The sequence below is a fragment of the Pseudomonas sp. P4_C1 genome (assembly GCF_056402155.1).
The window spans coordinates 32,258-44,982 of record NZ_JBFUHY010000011.1; the positions used below are offsets into that span (position 1 = coordinate 32,258).

General features: G+C 62.8%; 15 protein-coding genes and 1 riboswitch. Of the genes, 14 read left to right on the top strand and 1 reads right to left on the bottom strand.

The features are described 5' to 3' along the window. Positions 1-42: 42 nt before the first annotated feature. Positions 43-627 carry a hypothetical protein gene (locus AC1DU9_RS09845; protein ID WP_223463318.1) on the bottom strand — a complete coding sequence of 195 codons (585 nt, stop codon included), beginning with the start codon at positions 625-627 and terminating at the stop codon, positions 43-45. 153 nt (positions 628-780) lie between these two features. Beyond that, positions 781-1,013: riboswitch (cobalamin riboswitch) on the top strand. Between the two features lie 82 nt (positions 1,014-1,095). On the opposite strand from AC1DU9_RS09845, the gene cobO reads away from it, so the two are divergent. The 14 genes from cobO (at position 1,096) to AC1DU9_RS09915 (ending at position 12,666) form a co-directional block, all read left to right on the top strand. Next, positions 1,096-1,707 carry a cob(I)yrinic acid a,c-diamide adenosyltransferase gene (cobO, locus tag AC1DU9_RS09850; RefSeq protein WP_457266100.1) on the top strand — a complete coding sequence of 204 codons (612 nt, stop codon included), beginning with the start codon at positions 1,096-1,098 and terminating at the stop codon, positions 1,705-1,707. Continuing rightward, positions 1,704-3,041 (top strand): cobyrinic acid a,c-diamide synthase CobB, encoded by a 1,338-nt coding sequence (locus tag AC1DU9_RS09855; protein ID WP_223463316.1) that lies wholly within the window; start codon positions 1,704-1,706, stop codon positions 3,039-3,041. The genes cobO and AC1DU9_RS09855 overlap by 4 nt, the downstream gene beginning before the upstream one ends. Further along, positions 3,038-3,688: a 5,6-dimethylbenzimidazole synthase gene (gene bluB, locus AC1DU9_RS09860; protein WP_223463315.1), complete on the top strand. Its 651-nt coding sequence runs from the start codon at positions 3,038-3,040 to the stop codon at positions 3,686-3,688. The genes AC1DU9_RS09855 and bluB overlap by 4 nt, the downstream gene beginning before the upstream one ends. After that, a complete protein-coding gene (gene cbiB / locus AC1DU9_RS09865) occupies positions 3,685-4,593 on the top strand; it encodes an adenosylcobinamide-phosphate synthase CbiB (RefSeq protein ID WP_223463314.1) in 909 nt (302 codons plus the stop codon). The genes bluB and cbiB overlap by 4 nt, the downstream gene beginning before the upstream one ends. Continuing rightward, positions 4,586-5,578, top strand: coding sequence for a threonine-phosphate decarboxylase CobD (gene cobD, locus AC1DU9_RS09870; protein WP_223463313.1), 993 nt, complete (start codon positions 4,586-4,588; stop codon positions 5,576-5,578). The genes cbiB and cobD overlap by 8 nt, the downstream gene beginning before the upstream one ends. Next, on the top strand, positions 5,575-7,026 hold the full coding sequence (locus AC1DU9_RS09875) for a cobyric acid synthase (RefSeq protein ID WP_477810069.1): 1,452 nt from the start codon (positions 5,575-5,577) through the stop codon (positions 7,024-7,026). The genes cobD and AC1DU9_RS09875 overlap by 4 nt, the downstream gene beginning before the upstream one ends. A gap of 149 nt (positions 7,027-7,175) precedes the next feature. After that, a complete protein-coding gene (gene cobU / locus AC1DU9_RS09880; protein ID WP_477810070.1) occupies positions 7,176-7,697 on the top strand; it encodes a bifunctional adenosylcobinamide kinase/adenosylcobinamide-phosphate guanylyltransferase in 522 nt (173 codons plus the stop codon). After that, a complete protein-coding gene (gene cobT / locus AC1DU9_RS09885) occupies positions 7,694-8,749 on the top strand; it encodes a nicotinate-nucleotide--dimethylbenzimidazole phosphoribosyltransferase (protein ID WP_477810071.1) in 1,056 nt (351 codons plus the stop codon). Before cobU ends, cobT begins: the two co-directional genes overlap by 4 nt. Beyond that, positions 8,746-9,321, top strand: coding sequence for an alpha-ribazole phosphatase family protein (gene cobC / locus AC1DU9_RS09890; RefSeq protein ID WP_477810072.1), 576 nt, complete (start codon positions 8,746-8,748; stop codon positions 9,319-9,321). Before cobT ends, cobC begins: the two co-directional genes overlap by 4 nt. 2 nt (positions 9,322-9,323) lie before the next feature. Next, entirely contained in the window at positions 9,324-10,055 is a 732-nt protein-coding gene (locus AC1DU9_RS09895) for an adenosylcobinamide-GDP ribazoletransferase (protein ID WP_477810073.1), read from the top strand. 203 nt (positions 10,056-10,258) lie between these two features. Beyond that, positions 10,259-10,663 (top strand): MarR family winged helix-turn-helix transcriptional regulator, encoded by a 405-nt coding sequence (locus AC1DU9_RS09900; protein WP_223463341.1) that lies wholly within the window; start codon positions 10,259-10,261, stop codon positions 10,661-10,663. 52 nt (positions 10,664-10,715) lie between these two features. Continuing rightward, positions 10,716-11,924 carry an MFS transporter gene (locus tag AC1DU9_RS09905; RefSeq protein ID WP_223463307.1) on the top strand — a complete coding sequence of 403 codons (1,209 nt, stop codon included), beginning with the start codon at positions 10,716-10,718 and terminating at the stop codon, positions 11,922-11,924. Next, the gene (locus AC1DU9_RS09910) at positions 11,921-12,043 is read left to right on the top strand and encodes a hypothetical protein (protein WP_263289907.1); all 123 of its coding nucleotides are present in this window, start codon (positions 11,921-11,923) and stop codon (positions 12,041-12,043) included. Before AC1DU9_RS09905 ends, AC1DU9_RS09910 begins: the two co-directional genes overlap by 4 nt. A gap of 56 nt (positions 12,044-12,099) precedes the next feature. Continuing rightward, on the top strand, positions 12,100-12,666 hold the full coding sequence (locus tag AC1DU9_RS09915) for a glutathione peroxidase (RefSeq protein ID WP_223463306.1): 567 nt from the start codon (positions 12,100-12,102) through the stop codon (positions 12,664-12,666). Positions 12,667-12,725: the final 59 nt, after the last annotated feature.

Here is a 12,725-nt window from a genome sequence, read left to right on the forward strand (position 1 = left end):
TTCTAATCATAGAGAAGCGTTGTCGTGCGATGGTTCAATGCCTCAGCCGCGAGCTTCCTTGAACAGCACCGCAATGCCGGGGTGATAGTTGCCGGCTTCGTTGCGCAACTTGCGGTAGGCATAAGGGAAATACCAGGCGACCGCGCAGGTGTGTTCCTTTTGCAGGTCGTCGACCATGTCCTGGAGTTCTTCCGGCGTTGCGCCTTGCTGGGCTTTTTGCGGGGCGACGAACAGGCAGCCGAGTTTCAGGTCGCTGGCGTGGCTCAGGCGCTTCGCATCGCTGGCGATATCGAGCAGGGCCTGGGACAGGTTGAGGCTGTTGACCCGTGGCCAGCGCTGGCTGGTCTGGATGTAGGCGCGGGTTTCCGGCGAGGCGAGGAACAGGTCGGCGCGGCTGTTGCGCTCGCCTTCGTCGGTCTGTTTGCGGGTTGGTGTCTGTTGCAGCGTGACCATCTCGGCCATCCAGGCGGCGGCAGACAGCAGTCCGAGATTGGCTTTTTCGTCGTGCCAGTACGGTGTGTCGCCATCACCGCGGACGGCGTTGTAACGGTCGATGCATTCGAACCAGCGCTCAAGCACCGGGCGCAGGAATTCCAGCTTTGGATTGCTGATGATCATGCCTTGCATGGGCTCACCCTTGTTGTTGTGTTGTGAGGTTGTGGCTCTTTGATATCACTGCTGGGAGTGTGGCACAAGATTGACGTCAGTTTATTGATTGATGGCAGTCAATCGGTCGATCGCCTCCCGGCTTTAATTGACGCTCCACCCCCAACCCTCTAACCTTCGCGGCTTGTTTCAGGTGCTCTGTGGCTTGGGTCGACAGAGTGAAACAGGGAAGCCGGTGAGTGAGTCCTTCTATTGGTCGAAGGCCCGCAATTCCGGCGCTGCCCCCGCAACGGTAAATGAGTGAAAACTGTGCTGATGCCACTGTGTCGATTCGATGCGGGAAGGCGCGCAGTCTGGCCCCGCGGCCACTCATGAGCCCGGAGACCGGCCTGATTCATCCAGCGGCGTCACGGTGGGCGATGCCAGGCTTGTTGCCTTCTATTTTTGTGCCTGCCCGCCGTTATTCCTGCCTCAACGGAGAGCTCCCCCATGACTGATACCCCCGATCGTGACGAACGCCATCTGGCGCGCATGCAGCGCAAAAAAGCCGTGATCGACGAGCGCATCGCCAATTCCCCGAACGAGTGTGGCCTGCTGCTGGTGCTGACCGGCAACGGCAAGGGCAAGAGCAGTTCGGCCTTCGGCATGCTTGCCCGCGCCATGGGGCACGGCATGCAATGCGGCGTGGTGCAGTTCATCAAGGGCCGTAACAGCACGGGCGAAGAGTTGTTCTTCCGGCGCTTTCCCGAGCAGGTGCGTTTTCATGTGATGGGCGAAGGCTTTACCTGGGAAACCCAGGACCGCCAGCGCGACATCGCCGCCGCCGAAGCCGCCTGGGCGGTGTCCCGGCAACTGCTGTGCGATCCGTCCATCGGTCTGGTGGTGTTGGATGAACTGAACATCGCCCTCAAGCATGGCTACCTCGATCTCGATCAGGTGCTCAGTGACTTGCAGTCCCGGCCGCCGATGCAACACGTGGTGGTCACCGGGCGTGCCGCCAAGCCGGAAATGATCGAGATGGCTGACACCGTCACCGAAATGGGCGTGATCAAACACGCCTTCCAGGCCGGGATCAAAGCGCAGAAAGGCGTCGAATTGTGAGTCAGCCTCGACACTGTCCGGCGGTACTGATTGCCGCGCCGGCCTCTGGCCAGGGCAAGACCACCGTCACCGCGGCGCTGGCCCGATTGCATCGCAATCAGGGGCGCAAGGTCCGCGTGTTCAAGTGCGGCCCCGACTTTCTCGATCCGATGATTCTCGAGCGCGCCAGCGGTGCGCCGGTGTATCAACTGGACATGTGGATGGTTGGTGAGCAAGAAAGTCGCCGGCTGCTGTGGGAAGCCGCCGCTGAAGCAGACCTGATCCTGATCGAAGGCGTTATGGGGCTGTTCGACGGTACGCCGTCGAGCGCCGATCTGGCGCGGCATTTCGGTGTGCCGGTGCTGGGTGTGATCGATGGCACCGCCATGGCCCAGACCTTCGGCGCTTTGGCTCTGGGGCTGGCGCGTTATCAGCCGGACTTGCCGTTCGCCGGCGTGCTGGCCAATCGCGTCGGCACGCTGCGCCATGCGCAACTGCTCGAAGGCAGCCTGACTGAAGGTCTGCGCTGGTACGGCGCGCTGTCCCGGGAAACCGGGATCGAATTGCCGAGTCGGCACCTGGGGCTGGTGCAGGCCAGTGAGTTGAACGATCTCGACCTGCGCCTCGACGCGGCAGCCGATGCCCTGGCCAGCAGTTGCGAGGTCGCTCTGCCGCCGGCGGTCGAGTTCGCCGCCCCTGATGTCATCGCAGCCGCACCGCTGCTGGCCGGTGTGCGCATTGCCGTCGCCCGTGATGAAGCCTTCGCGTTCACCTACGGCGCGAGCCTGGATCTGCTGCGGGCGATGGGCGCCGAGTTGGCGTTCTTCTCGCCGATCCGCGACCGTGGGTTGCCGGAGGCGGACAGCCTGTACCTGCCGGGCGGTTACCCTGAGCTGCACCATGTCGCGCTGGCGCAAAACACCGTGATGCTCGATGCGATTCGCGCTCACCACCGGGCAGGCAAACCCTTGCTCGCCGAGTGTGGCGGCATGCTGTATCTGCTAGATTCCCTGACCGATGTCGAGGGCACTCGCGCTGAACTGGTTGGCTTGCTGGCCGGGGATGCGGTGATGCAAAAGCGTCTGGCCGCGCTGGCGTTGCAGGCGGTGGAACTGCCAGAAGGTTCGCTGCGCGGGCACACCTATCACCATTCGTTGACCACCACTGAACTGGCGCCGATTGCCCGGGGTTTGAGCCCTAACGGCGGGCGTGGAGCAGAGGCGGTCTATCGTGAGGGGCGGATGACTGCTTCTTATGTGCACTTTTATTTTCCGTCTAACCCCTCGGCGATTGCCGCGCTGTTTGCGCCTGACCAAAACCCTGTGGGAGCGGGCTTGCCCGCGAAGAGGCCATGACCGACAACGCATTCTCTGAAGCCGAACGCGCTGCGGTCTACCGCGCCATCGCCGAACGCCGCGACATGCGCCACTTCAGCGGCGGCACCGTCGAGCCCGAATTGCTGCGACGCCTGCTCGAGGCGGCACATCAGGCGCCCAGTGTCGGCCTGATGCAGCCCTGGCGCTTCATCCGCATCAGTAATCGCGCCTTGCGCGGACAAATCCAGGCCCTGGTGGAAGAAGAACGCATTCGCACCGCCGAAGCCCTCGGTGAGCGCAGCGATGAGTTCATGAAGCTCAAGGTCGAAGGCATCAACGATTGCGCCGAGGTACTGGTCGCCGCCCTGATGGACGATCGCGCGCAGCATATCTTCGGCCGCCGCACGCTGCCGGAAATGGACATGGCCTCGCTGTCCTGTGCTATCCAGAACCTGTGGCTGGCGTCCCGCGCCGAAGGGCTGGGCATGGGCTGGGTGTCGCTGTTCGAACCGCAAGCCCTGGCCGATTTGCTGAAGTTGCCACCTGGAGCCAAGCCTCTGGCCGTGCTGTGCCTGGGGCCGGTGAAGGAGTTCTATCCGGCACCGATGCTGGTGCTCGAAGGCTGGGCGCAGGCGCGTCCGCTACATGAATTGCTGTATGAAAATTATTGGGGAGTGAGTCAATGAGTGTGGCGTTGTTGAGTGTCGCCGCGGTTGCGCTGGATGCGCTGCTGGGCGAACCCAAACGCTGGCATCCGCTGGTGGCGTTCGGCCGTTTTGCCGAGCGCATCGAGCAACGCTTCAATGGTGGCGGTCGCGGCTGGCGCAGTCATGGCGTCACTGCGTGGGTGATTGCCGTGTTGCCGCTGACATTGCTGGTCACGGCATTCTCCTGGGCGCCTTATGTCGGCTGGATCGTCGAGATTCTCGCGCTCTATTGCGCCCTCGGTATGCGCAGCCTCGGTGAGCACGTCACGCCTGTGGCCAAGGCATTGCGCGGCGATGATCTTGATGAAGCGCGCAAACGCGTGAGTTATCTGGTCAGCCGTAAAACCAGTGATCTGGATAAAACCGAAGTCGCCCGTGCCGCCACCGAGTCGGTGCTGGAGAACGGCAGCGACGCAGTGTTCGCGGCGTTGTTCTGGTTTGCCGTGGCGGGTGCGCCGGGCGTGGTGCTCTACCGCCTGAGCAATACCCTGGATGCGATGTGGGGCTATCGCAATGAGCGCTTCGAACGGTTTGGCTGGGCGGCGGCGAAGGTCGACGACGTGCTCAATTACATTCCTGCGCGCCTGGTGGCACTGACTTACGCGCTGCTGGGTAAAACCCGGCTGGCGTTGAAATGCTGGCGCACCCAGGGCCCGACCTGGGACAGCCCGAACGCTGGCCCGGTGATGGCGGCAGGGGCGGGTGCCCTTGGCGTCGAATTGGGCGGAGCGGCGATTTATCACGGCGAACTGCATCAGCGTCCACAGTTGGGCGAAGGTGTGCCGGCGGATGCCGACTCCATTGACCGAGGCTGGCAATTGGTCCAGCGCGGGGTATGGTTATGGCTGCTGATTCTCTGCCTGGGGGCCGAATTTTATGCTTGAGCACGGTGGGCGATTGCGCAAGGCGGCGCTCGAATACGGCATAGAGGAAGCCGACTGGCTGGACCTGTCGACGGGCCTTGCGCCCTGGCCGTTCCCGGTGCCGGATATTCCGCTGCGGGCCTGGGCTCGTTTGCCGGAAGCGGACGATGGCCTGGAGCAAGCCGCCTGTGATTACTACGGCACCTTGCAGGCATTGCCGGTGGCCGGCTCGCAAATGGCAATCCAGCTGCTGCCGCGATTGCGTCGGGCAGGCAAGGTCGGCGTGCTGTCGCCGTGTTATGCCGAGCACGCTGAAGCGTGGCGTCGTAACGGCTACATCGTGCGTGAAGTGCTGGAGCACGAAGTCGACTTCTTTATCGACAGTTTCGATGTGCTGGTGGTGGTCAACCCGAATAACCCCACAGGCCTGAGCCTCACCCCCAGTCGCCTGCTCGACTGGCACGCGCGGCTGGCCCAGCGCGGTGGCTGGCTGGTGGTGGACGAAGCGTTCATGGATAACACGCCGCAACTGAGCCTGGCGCCGTTTGCCCATCAAGTCGGGTTGATCGTCCTGCGCTCCTTCGGCAAGTTTTTCGGCCTGGCCGGTGTGCGCCTGGGGTTTGTGCTGGCCGAGCGCAAGTTGCTCAAGTTGCTGGCTGAACAAGTGGGGCCGTGGGCCGTGAGCGGGGCAACCCGGGTAGTGGGCCAGGCCTGCCTGCGCGATACCGAAGGGCAGACGCGGCAACGGGTGCGCGCGGATGAGGCCAGCGAGCGCCTTGCGTCGATGCTGGAACAACAAGGGTTCCAGCCTCAGGGCGGTTGTGCGCTGTTCCAGTGGCTGATCACCGAGCGCGCCGAAGAACTGCAGGAATTCATGGCCCGGCGCGGCATTCTCCTGCGATTGTTCACGCACAACAGCAGCCTGCGATTCGGCTTGCCCGGTGACGAAGCCGCCTGGGTGCGACTGGCGCAGGCATTCGAAGATTTCGCCAAGGAAAACCAATGACCACGCTGATGGTGCAGGGCACCACATCGGATGCCGGTAAAAGCACGCTGGTGACCGCGCTGTGCCGTTGGGCCACGCGCCAGGGCGTCAGGGTGGTGCCGTTCAAGCCGCAGAACATGGCACTCAACAGTGCGGTGACCGCCGACGGTGGCGAGATTGGCCGCGCCCAGGCGGTCCAAGCCCAGGCCGCGAACCTTGAGCCGCACACCGACATGAATCCGGTGCTGCTCAAGCCCAACAGTGACACCGGTGCCCAAGTGATCGTCCATGGCCGCGCCGTCACCACCATGAACGCCGTCGCCTATCACGACTACAAGACCATCGCCCTGCAAGCGGTGTTGGCCTCCCACGAGCGCTTGAGCGCGGCGTATCCGCTGGTGATTGTCGAGGGCGCAGGCTCGCCGGCGGAAATCAATTTGCGGGCAGGTGACATCGCCAACATGGGCTTCGCCGAAGCGGTGGATTGCCCGGTGCTGCTGATTGCCGATATCAATCGCGGCGGGGTTTTCGCCCACCTGGTAGGCACCCTCGAACTGCTGTCGCCGAGCGAACAGGCGCGGGTCAAAGGCTTCATCATCAATCGTTTTCGTGGTGATATCGCGTTGCTGCAACCCGGTCTCGACTGGCTCGAAGAGCGCACCGGCAAACCGGTGATTGGCGTGCTGCCGTACGTGATGGACCTGCACCTGGAGGCCGAGGACGGCATCGACCAGCGCCAGGCCGATAAGGCTGAACAGGTGCTGAAGGTGGTGGTGCCGGTGCTGCCGCGCATCAGCAACCACACCGACTTCGATCCGCTGCGCCTGCATCCGCAAGTGGACCTGCAATTCATCGGCCCTGGCCAAGCCATTCCACCCGCCGATCTGATCATCCTTCCCGGCTCGAAAAGCGTGCGCAGCGACCTCGCGTACCTGCGGGCCAACGGCTGGGACACCGCCATCGCCCGGCATCTGCGTTACGGCGGGAAACTCCTGGGAATTTGTGGCGGCCTGCAGATGCTCGGTGAGCAGGTGCATGACCCGCTGGGTCTCGAAGGTGCACCGGGATCCAGTGCCGGTTTGGGGCTGCTGGCGTTCCAGACCCAGCTCGAACAAGAGAAGCAGTTGCGTAATGTGCGTGGTCGCCTGGCGCTGGAAGATGCGCCGGTGGCGGGCTATGAAATTCATGCCGGCGTGACCACCGGACCGGCGCTGGAAAATGCTGCCGTGCAACTGGATGACGGTCGCTGTGATGGTGCGCAAAGTGTTGACGGGCAGATTTTCGGCACCTACCTGCACGGGCTGTTCGAATCGCCGGCGGCGTGCAGTGCGCTGCTGCGCTGGGCGGGTTTGCAGGAGGTGCAGGACGTGGATTACCACGCCCTGCGCGAGCGTGATATCGAACGACTGGCGGATCTGGTGGAGAAGCATCTGGATACCGGGCTGTTGCGACAGCTCTGCGGGATTTGAGGCGCCTGTCATGGCCTCATCGCGGGCAAGCCCGCTCCCACAGTTAATTGTGGGGTGATCAAAATCTTGATCACAACTCAGCCCCCGGTGGGAGCGGGCTTGCCCGCGATGAGGGCAGCAGCCTCACCAAAGATTTCAAGGAAACAACCATGCACCAACTGATCCTCGGCGGCGCCCGCTCCGGCAAGAGTCGCCTGGCTGAAAAACTCGCCATCGACAGCGCGCTGGCCGTGACCTACATCGCCACCAGTCAGCCACTCGATGGAGAAATGAACGAGCGGGTGGCCCATCACCGCGCCCGTCGTCCTGCCGAATGGGCATTGATCGAAGAGCCGCTGGAACTGGCCCGGGTGCTGCGCGAATCCGCCCGTGCCGACGGTTGCCTGTTGGTGGATTGCCTGACCCTGTGGCTGACCAATCTGCTGATGCTCGACGATGCCGGGCGCTTGCACGCCGAGCGCGATGCCTTGCTGGACTGCCTGGCGTCGCTGCCGGGTGAAATCATTTTTGTCAGCAACGAGACCGGAATGGGTGTCGTGCCGCTGGGCGAATTGACTCGCCGCTATGTCGATGAAGCCGGTTGGCTGCATCAAGCTCTGGCTGAGCGCTGTCAGCGTGTAGTCCTGACGGTCGCCGGCCTGCCCCTGACTTTGAAAGGAACTGCGTTATGACTCAATCCTGGTGGCTGAACCCGTGCAGGCCGGTCGATACCCAAGCGGTCGAACAGGCGCAGGCGCGGCAGCAGCAACTGACCAAACCGGCCGGCTCCCTCGGTCAGCTGGAATTGGTGGCGGTGCAACTGGCGGGGTTGCAGGGACGGGTCAAGCCGAGTCTGGATCAGGTATGGATCGCGATTTTTGCCGGCGACCATGGTGTGGTCGCTGAGGGGGTGTCGGCGTTTCCTCAGGAAGTGACCGGGCAGATGCTGCACAACTTTGTCAGTGGCGGTGCGGCGATCAGCGTACTGGCGCGGCAGTTGGGCGCTTCCCTCGAGGTGGTTGACCTTGGCACGGTAACGCCGTCGCTGAGCCTGCCGGGCGTGCGTTACCTGAACGTCGGCCCGGGCACGGCAAACTTTGTACAGGGGGCGGCCATGACCCAGGCCCAAGGGCAACTCGCCCTGCAAGCCGGTCGTGACAGCGTGCAGCGGGCCATCGCCAGCGGTGCGCAGTTGTTTATCGGTGGCGAAATGGGCATCGGCAACACCACCGCCGCCAGCGCCCTGGCGTGCGCGCTGCTCGATTGCCCGGTGGTGCATCTGACCGGGCCTGGCACCGGGCTTAATGCCGAAGGTGTCAGCCACAAAGCGCAGGTGATCGAGCGCGCCCTGGCATTGCATGGCGCGCAGCGTGGCGACGCCTTGCAGACCCTGTTCAACCTCGGCGGTTTTGAGATCGCCGCGCTGGTCGGTGCCTATCTCGCCTGTGCCCAGGAGGGTGTCGCGGTGCTGGTGGACGGTTTCATTTGCAGTGTCGCGGCGCTGGTTGCGGTGCGCTTGAATCCAGAGTGTCGTCAGTGGCTGTTGTTCGGTCATCGCGGCGCCGAGCCAGGGCATCGTCATGTGCTGGAAACCCTGAACGCGCAGCCGTTGCTCGATCTCGGCCTGCGGCTTGGCGAAGGCAGTGGCGCGGCATTGGCTGTGCCGCTGCTGCGCCTGGCGTGCGACCTGCACGGTCAGATGGCGACCTTCGCCGAAGCCGCCGTGGCAGATCGTCCGGCATGACCTTGCGCGTGGATCTGTTGCGTCACGGTGAAACTGAACTCGGCGGCGGCTTGCGTGGCAGCATCGATGATGCATTGACCGATTTGGGCTGGGCGCAGATGCGCGCCGCCGTGGTCGGACAAGGCCCGTGGGACCGGCTGGTCAGTTCGCCGTTAAAGCGTTGTGCACGCTTTGCCGAGGAGCTCGGTGCGCAATTGGGCGTGCCGGTGCAACTGGACAAAGACCTGCAAGAGTTGCATTTCGGCGCTTGGGAAGGGCAGAACGCGGCGGCGTTGATGGAAACCGACGCGCAGGCGCTGGGTTTGTTCTGGGCCGATCCTTATTCGTTCACGCCGCCTCAGGGTGAGCCGGTTGCAGACTTTTCGGCACGGGTGCTGGCAGCGCTGGAGCGCTTGCATGCGACCTGTACCGGTGAGCGCATTCTGCTGATCAGCCATGGCGGAGTGATGCGTCTGTTGCTGGCACAAGCGCGAGGGCTGCCGCGAGAGCAACTGCTCAACGTTGAGGTCGGGCATGGCGCGCTGTTTTCGCTGACAGTGGAGCCTGCGGGCCTGTTGAAGGAAGTGCTCTGACCATGCTGCCATTCTGGATCGCCCTGCAATTTCTCAGCAGCCTGCCGATACGCCTGCCCGGCATGCCTGAGCCCCGGGAGCTGGGGCGGTCGCTGCTGTTTTATCCGTTGGTGGGATTGCTGTTTGGCGCGATTCTGTGGGCAGTCAACTGGCTGTTACTGGGCACGCCGATGTTGTTGCACGCGGCGCTGTTGCTGAGCGTTTGGGTGCTGCTCAGTGGCGGATTGCATCTCGATGGCCTGGCGGACAGCGCCGATGCCTGGCTCGGCGGTTTTGGCGACCGTGAGCGTACGCTGACCATCATGAAAGACCCGCGCAGCGGGCCGATCGCCGTGGTGACGCTGGTGCTGGTGTTGTTGCTCAAGTTCACCGCGCTGCTGGCGCTGATCGAACAGCCGCATTCGCTGGCATTGATCATCGTGCCGTTGATCGGTCGCAGCGCATTGCTCGGTTTGTTCCTGACTACGCCCTATGTGCGTGCCGGTGGCCTGGGCCAGGCATTGGCCGACCATCTTCCGCGTTCGGCGGGCAGACAGGTGTTGGCGGTCAGTGCACTGGCCTGTGTGTTGATCGCAGGCGTCAGCGGTGCGCTGGCGGTGGTGTTGGCAGTGCTGGGGTTTGTCTCGTTGCGCCAGGTGATGTTGCGGCGGCTGGGTGGAACGACGGGCGATACGGCAGGTGCAATGCTGGAGTTGCTGGAGGTAGGGGTGTTGGTTGGATTGGCATTAGCCTGAGCGCCGTAGTGGTGAATGTTCCGGCCTCTTCGCGAGCAGGCTCGCTCCCACAGGGTTTCAGTTTTGTTGACACAATAGTGGGCACACCGAAAATATCTGTGGGAGCGAGCCTGCTCGCGAAAGCGATTTTCGGGACACCGCCTGATCACTGAACAAACTCCATGTCACTTGATTTAACCGACTCGCGGGTATATACACGCACCATGCTCGATTCCCAATGTTTATGCATCAACCTGCGTCGCGCCGCCCGTGGCGTCAGCAGGCATTACGACGGCGCTCTCGACGGCTTCGGGATCAACGTTGCGCAGTATTCTTTGCTGTGCAACCTGCAGCGTCTGGATCACCCGAGTATCTCAACCCTGGCCGAGGCCATGGGCCTGGATCGCAGCACCCTGGGGCGCAATTTACGGGTGCTGGAGGGTGACGGCCTGGTGACGCTGGTCGAGGGCGAGGACATGCGTAACCGCATCGTCCTGTTGACCGAGGCCGGGGCAGAGCGTCTGAAGGCTGCCTTGCCGGCCTGGGAAGCCGCACAGCAGCGTTTGATCGATCGCCTGGGGGCCGAGAAGCGCGAAATCTTACTGAAGCTGCTGGATGAACTGGCATGATGCCGGTTTTTTCGATCTTAAGCGGGTATATACCCGCTACCGGAGAACAACAATGACATCGATGTGGCGTACATGCGGCTGGGTTCTGTTGGGGAGTGCGCTGATCCTTGCGTTGTCTCTGGGGGTTCGACATGGCTTCGGGCTGTTTCTGGCACCGATGAGTGCCGAGTTCGGCTGGGGCCGTGAAGTCTTTGCCTTCGCCATCGCCCTGCAGAACCTGATCTGGGGCCTGGCTCAGCCATTCACCGGCGCGCTGGCCGACCGCTTCGGCGCGGCGAAAGTGGTGCTGATCGGAGGCGTCCTGTACGCGGCCGGGCTGATTTGCATGGGGCTCTCCGACTCGGCGGTGACCTTGTCCCTGAGTGCCGGTCTGCTGATCGGCATCGGACTGTCCGGTACGTCGTTCTCGGTGATTCTGGGTGTAGTCGGCCGCGCGGTGCCGCCGGAAAAACGCAGCATGGGCATGGGGATCGCCAGTGCGGCCGGTTCGTTCGGCCAGTTCGCGATGTTGCCCGGCACCCTCGGTTTGATCGGATGGCTTGGCTGGTCCGCGGCGCTGCTGGTGCTGGGCTTGCTGGTGGCGTTGATCGTGCCGCTGGTGAGTATGCTCAAGGACAAGCCGCTGCCCGTCCTGGGCCACGAACAGACCCTTGGCGAAGCACTGCGCGAAGCCTGCTCCCACTCCGGATTCTGGCTGCTGGCGTTCGGCTTTTTTGTGTGCGGGTTCCAGGTGGTGTTCATCGGTGTGCACTTGCCGGCCTATCTGGTGGATCAGCATCTTCCGGCGACGGTCGGCACCACGGTGCTGGCGCTGATCGGCCTGTTCAACATTTTCGGCACCTACACAGCAGGATGGCTTGGCGGGCGCATGTCCAAGCCGCGTTTGCTCACCGGTTTGTATTTGCTGCGGGCGGTGGTCATTGCGTTGTTCCTGTGGGCGCCGGTGACCACCACCACGGCCTATTTGTTCGGCATGGCCATGGGCTTTTTGTGGCTGTCGACGGTGCCGTTGACCAACGGTACGGTGGCGACCTTGTTTGGCGTGCGAAACCTGTCCATGCTCGGTGGGATTGTTTTCCTGTTTCACCAGCTCGGTTCGTTCCTGGGCGGCTGGCTGGGTGGCGTGGTGTACGACCGTACCGGCAGCTATGACTTGATCTGGCAGGTCGCGATTCTCCTGAGCCTGTTGGCCGCCGCCCTGAACTGGCCGGTGCGTGAACGGCCGGTGGCGCGCCTGCAAACACAAATGAGTGCGATATGAACAGTCTCTGGCCGCGGATCGCTGTAGCCGCCGTATGCGCCTTATTGCTGGCGTTGTCGTGGTGGGGCTGGCATCAGGGCGGGCTGGCGCTTTTGCAGTTGGGCATGGGGACTTGCTAGCGCGATGGCGGGGCGAGTAACGTCTAACCCTGACGATTGCTCAAGGATTTCCCGACATGCTGATGCGCTGGCTGGCAGTTCCCGCATTACTGGTCGCGTTTACCGGGTTGGCTCACGCGGCGGACTGCCCGGATCTTTTGCAAGGCTCGTTGCCCAAGCTGCGTGCCAAGGAATCCATCGATTTGTGCCAGCGCTTCGCTGGTAAGCCGTTGGTGGTGGTCAATACCGCAAGCTTCTGTGGCTTTGCTCCGCAGTTCAAAGGCCTTGAGGCGCTGAACCAGCGCTTCAAGGGTCAAGGGCTGGAGGTGATTGGCGTTCCGTCCAATGACTTCAAGCAGGAGTCGAAGGACGGTGCCGAGACCGCCAAGGTCTGCTACGTCAATTATGGCGTGACCTTCACCATGACCGAGCCGCAAAAGGTTCGCGGCGAAGAGGCGACGCACTTGTTCAAAGTCCTCGCCAGTCAATCCAGCGCGCCGAAGTGGAATTTCTACAAGTATGTGGTGGATCGCCAGGGCAAGGTGATCGCCAACTTCTCCAGCCTGACCAAGCCGGATGATCCCGAATTCATCGCTGCGGTGGAAAAAGCCCTGGCTTCGCCACCGCTCGTGTCGACCCCCTGATGTAGGAGCGAGCCTGCTCGCGATGGACGCGAACGATGACGCGTGCTTTCAGGATGTAC

Bases quoted from the DNA above. Each gene is read 5' to 3' on its own strand.
- bluB (WP_223463315.1), top strand. From the start codon at position 3,038: ATGACCGACAACGCATTCTCTGAAGCCGAACGCGCTGCGGTCTACCGC.
- cbiB (WP_223463314.1), top strand. From the start codon at position 3,685: ATGAGTGTGGCGTTGTTGAGTGTCGCCGCGGTTGCGCTGGATGCGCTG.
- AC1DU9_RS09875 (WP_477810069.1), top strand. From the start codon at position 5,575: ATGACCACGCTGATGGTGCAGGGCACCACATCGGATGCCGGTAAAAGC.
- AC1DU9_RS09895 (WP_477810073.1), top strand. From the start codon at position 9,324: ATGCTGCCATTCTGGATCGCCCTGCAATTTCTCAGCAGCCTGCCGATA.
- cobU (WP_477810070.1), top strand. From the start codon at position 7,176: ATGCACCAACTGATCCTCGGCGGCGCCCGCTCCGGCAAGAGTCGCCTG.
- cobT (WP_477810071.1), top strand. From the start codon at position 7,694: ATGACTCAATCCTGGTGGCTGAACCCGTGCAGGCCGGTCGATACCCAA.
- AC1DU9_RS09900 (WP_223463341.1), top strand. From the start codon at position 10,259: ATGCTCGATTCCCAATGTTTATGCATCAACCTGCGTCGCGCCGCCCGT.
- cobD (WP_223463313.1), top strand. From the start codon at position 4,586: ATGCTTGAGCACGGTGGGCGATTGCGCAAGGCGGCGCTCGAATACGGC.
- AC1DU9_RS09910 (WP_263289907.1), top strand. From the start codon at position 11,921: ATGAACAGTCTCTGGCCGCGGATCGCTGTAGCCGCCGTATGCGCCTTA.
- cobO (WP_457266100.1), top strand. From the start codon at position 1,096: ATGACTGATACCCCCGATCGTGACGAACGCCATCTGGCGCGCATGCAG.
- AC1DU9_RS09905 (WP_223463307.1), top strand. From the start codon at position 10,716: ATGACATCGATGTGGCGTACATGCGGCTGGGTTCTGTTGGGGAGTGCG.
- cobC (WP_477810072.1), top strand. From the start codon at position 8,746: ATGACCTTGCGCGTGGATCTGTTGCGTCACGGTGAAACTGAACTCGGC.
- AC1DU9_RS09915 (WP_223463306.1), top strand. From the start codon at position 12,100: ATGCTGATGCGCTGGCTGGCAGTTCCCGCATTACTGGTCGCGTTTACC.
- AC1DU9_RS09845 (WP_223463318.1), bottom strand. From the start codon at position 627: ATGCAAGGCATGATCATCAGCAATCCAAAGCTGGAATTCCTGCGCCCG.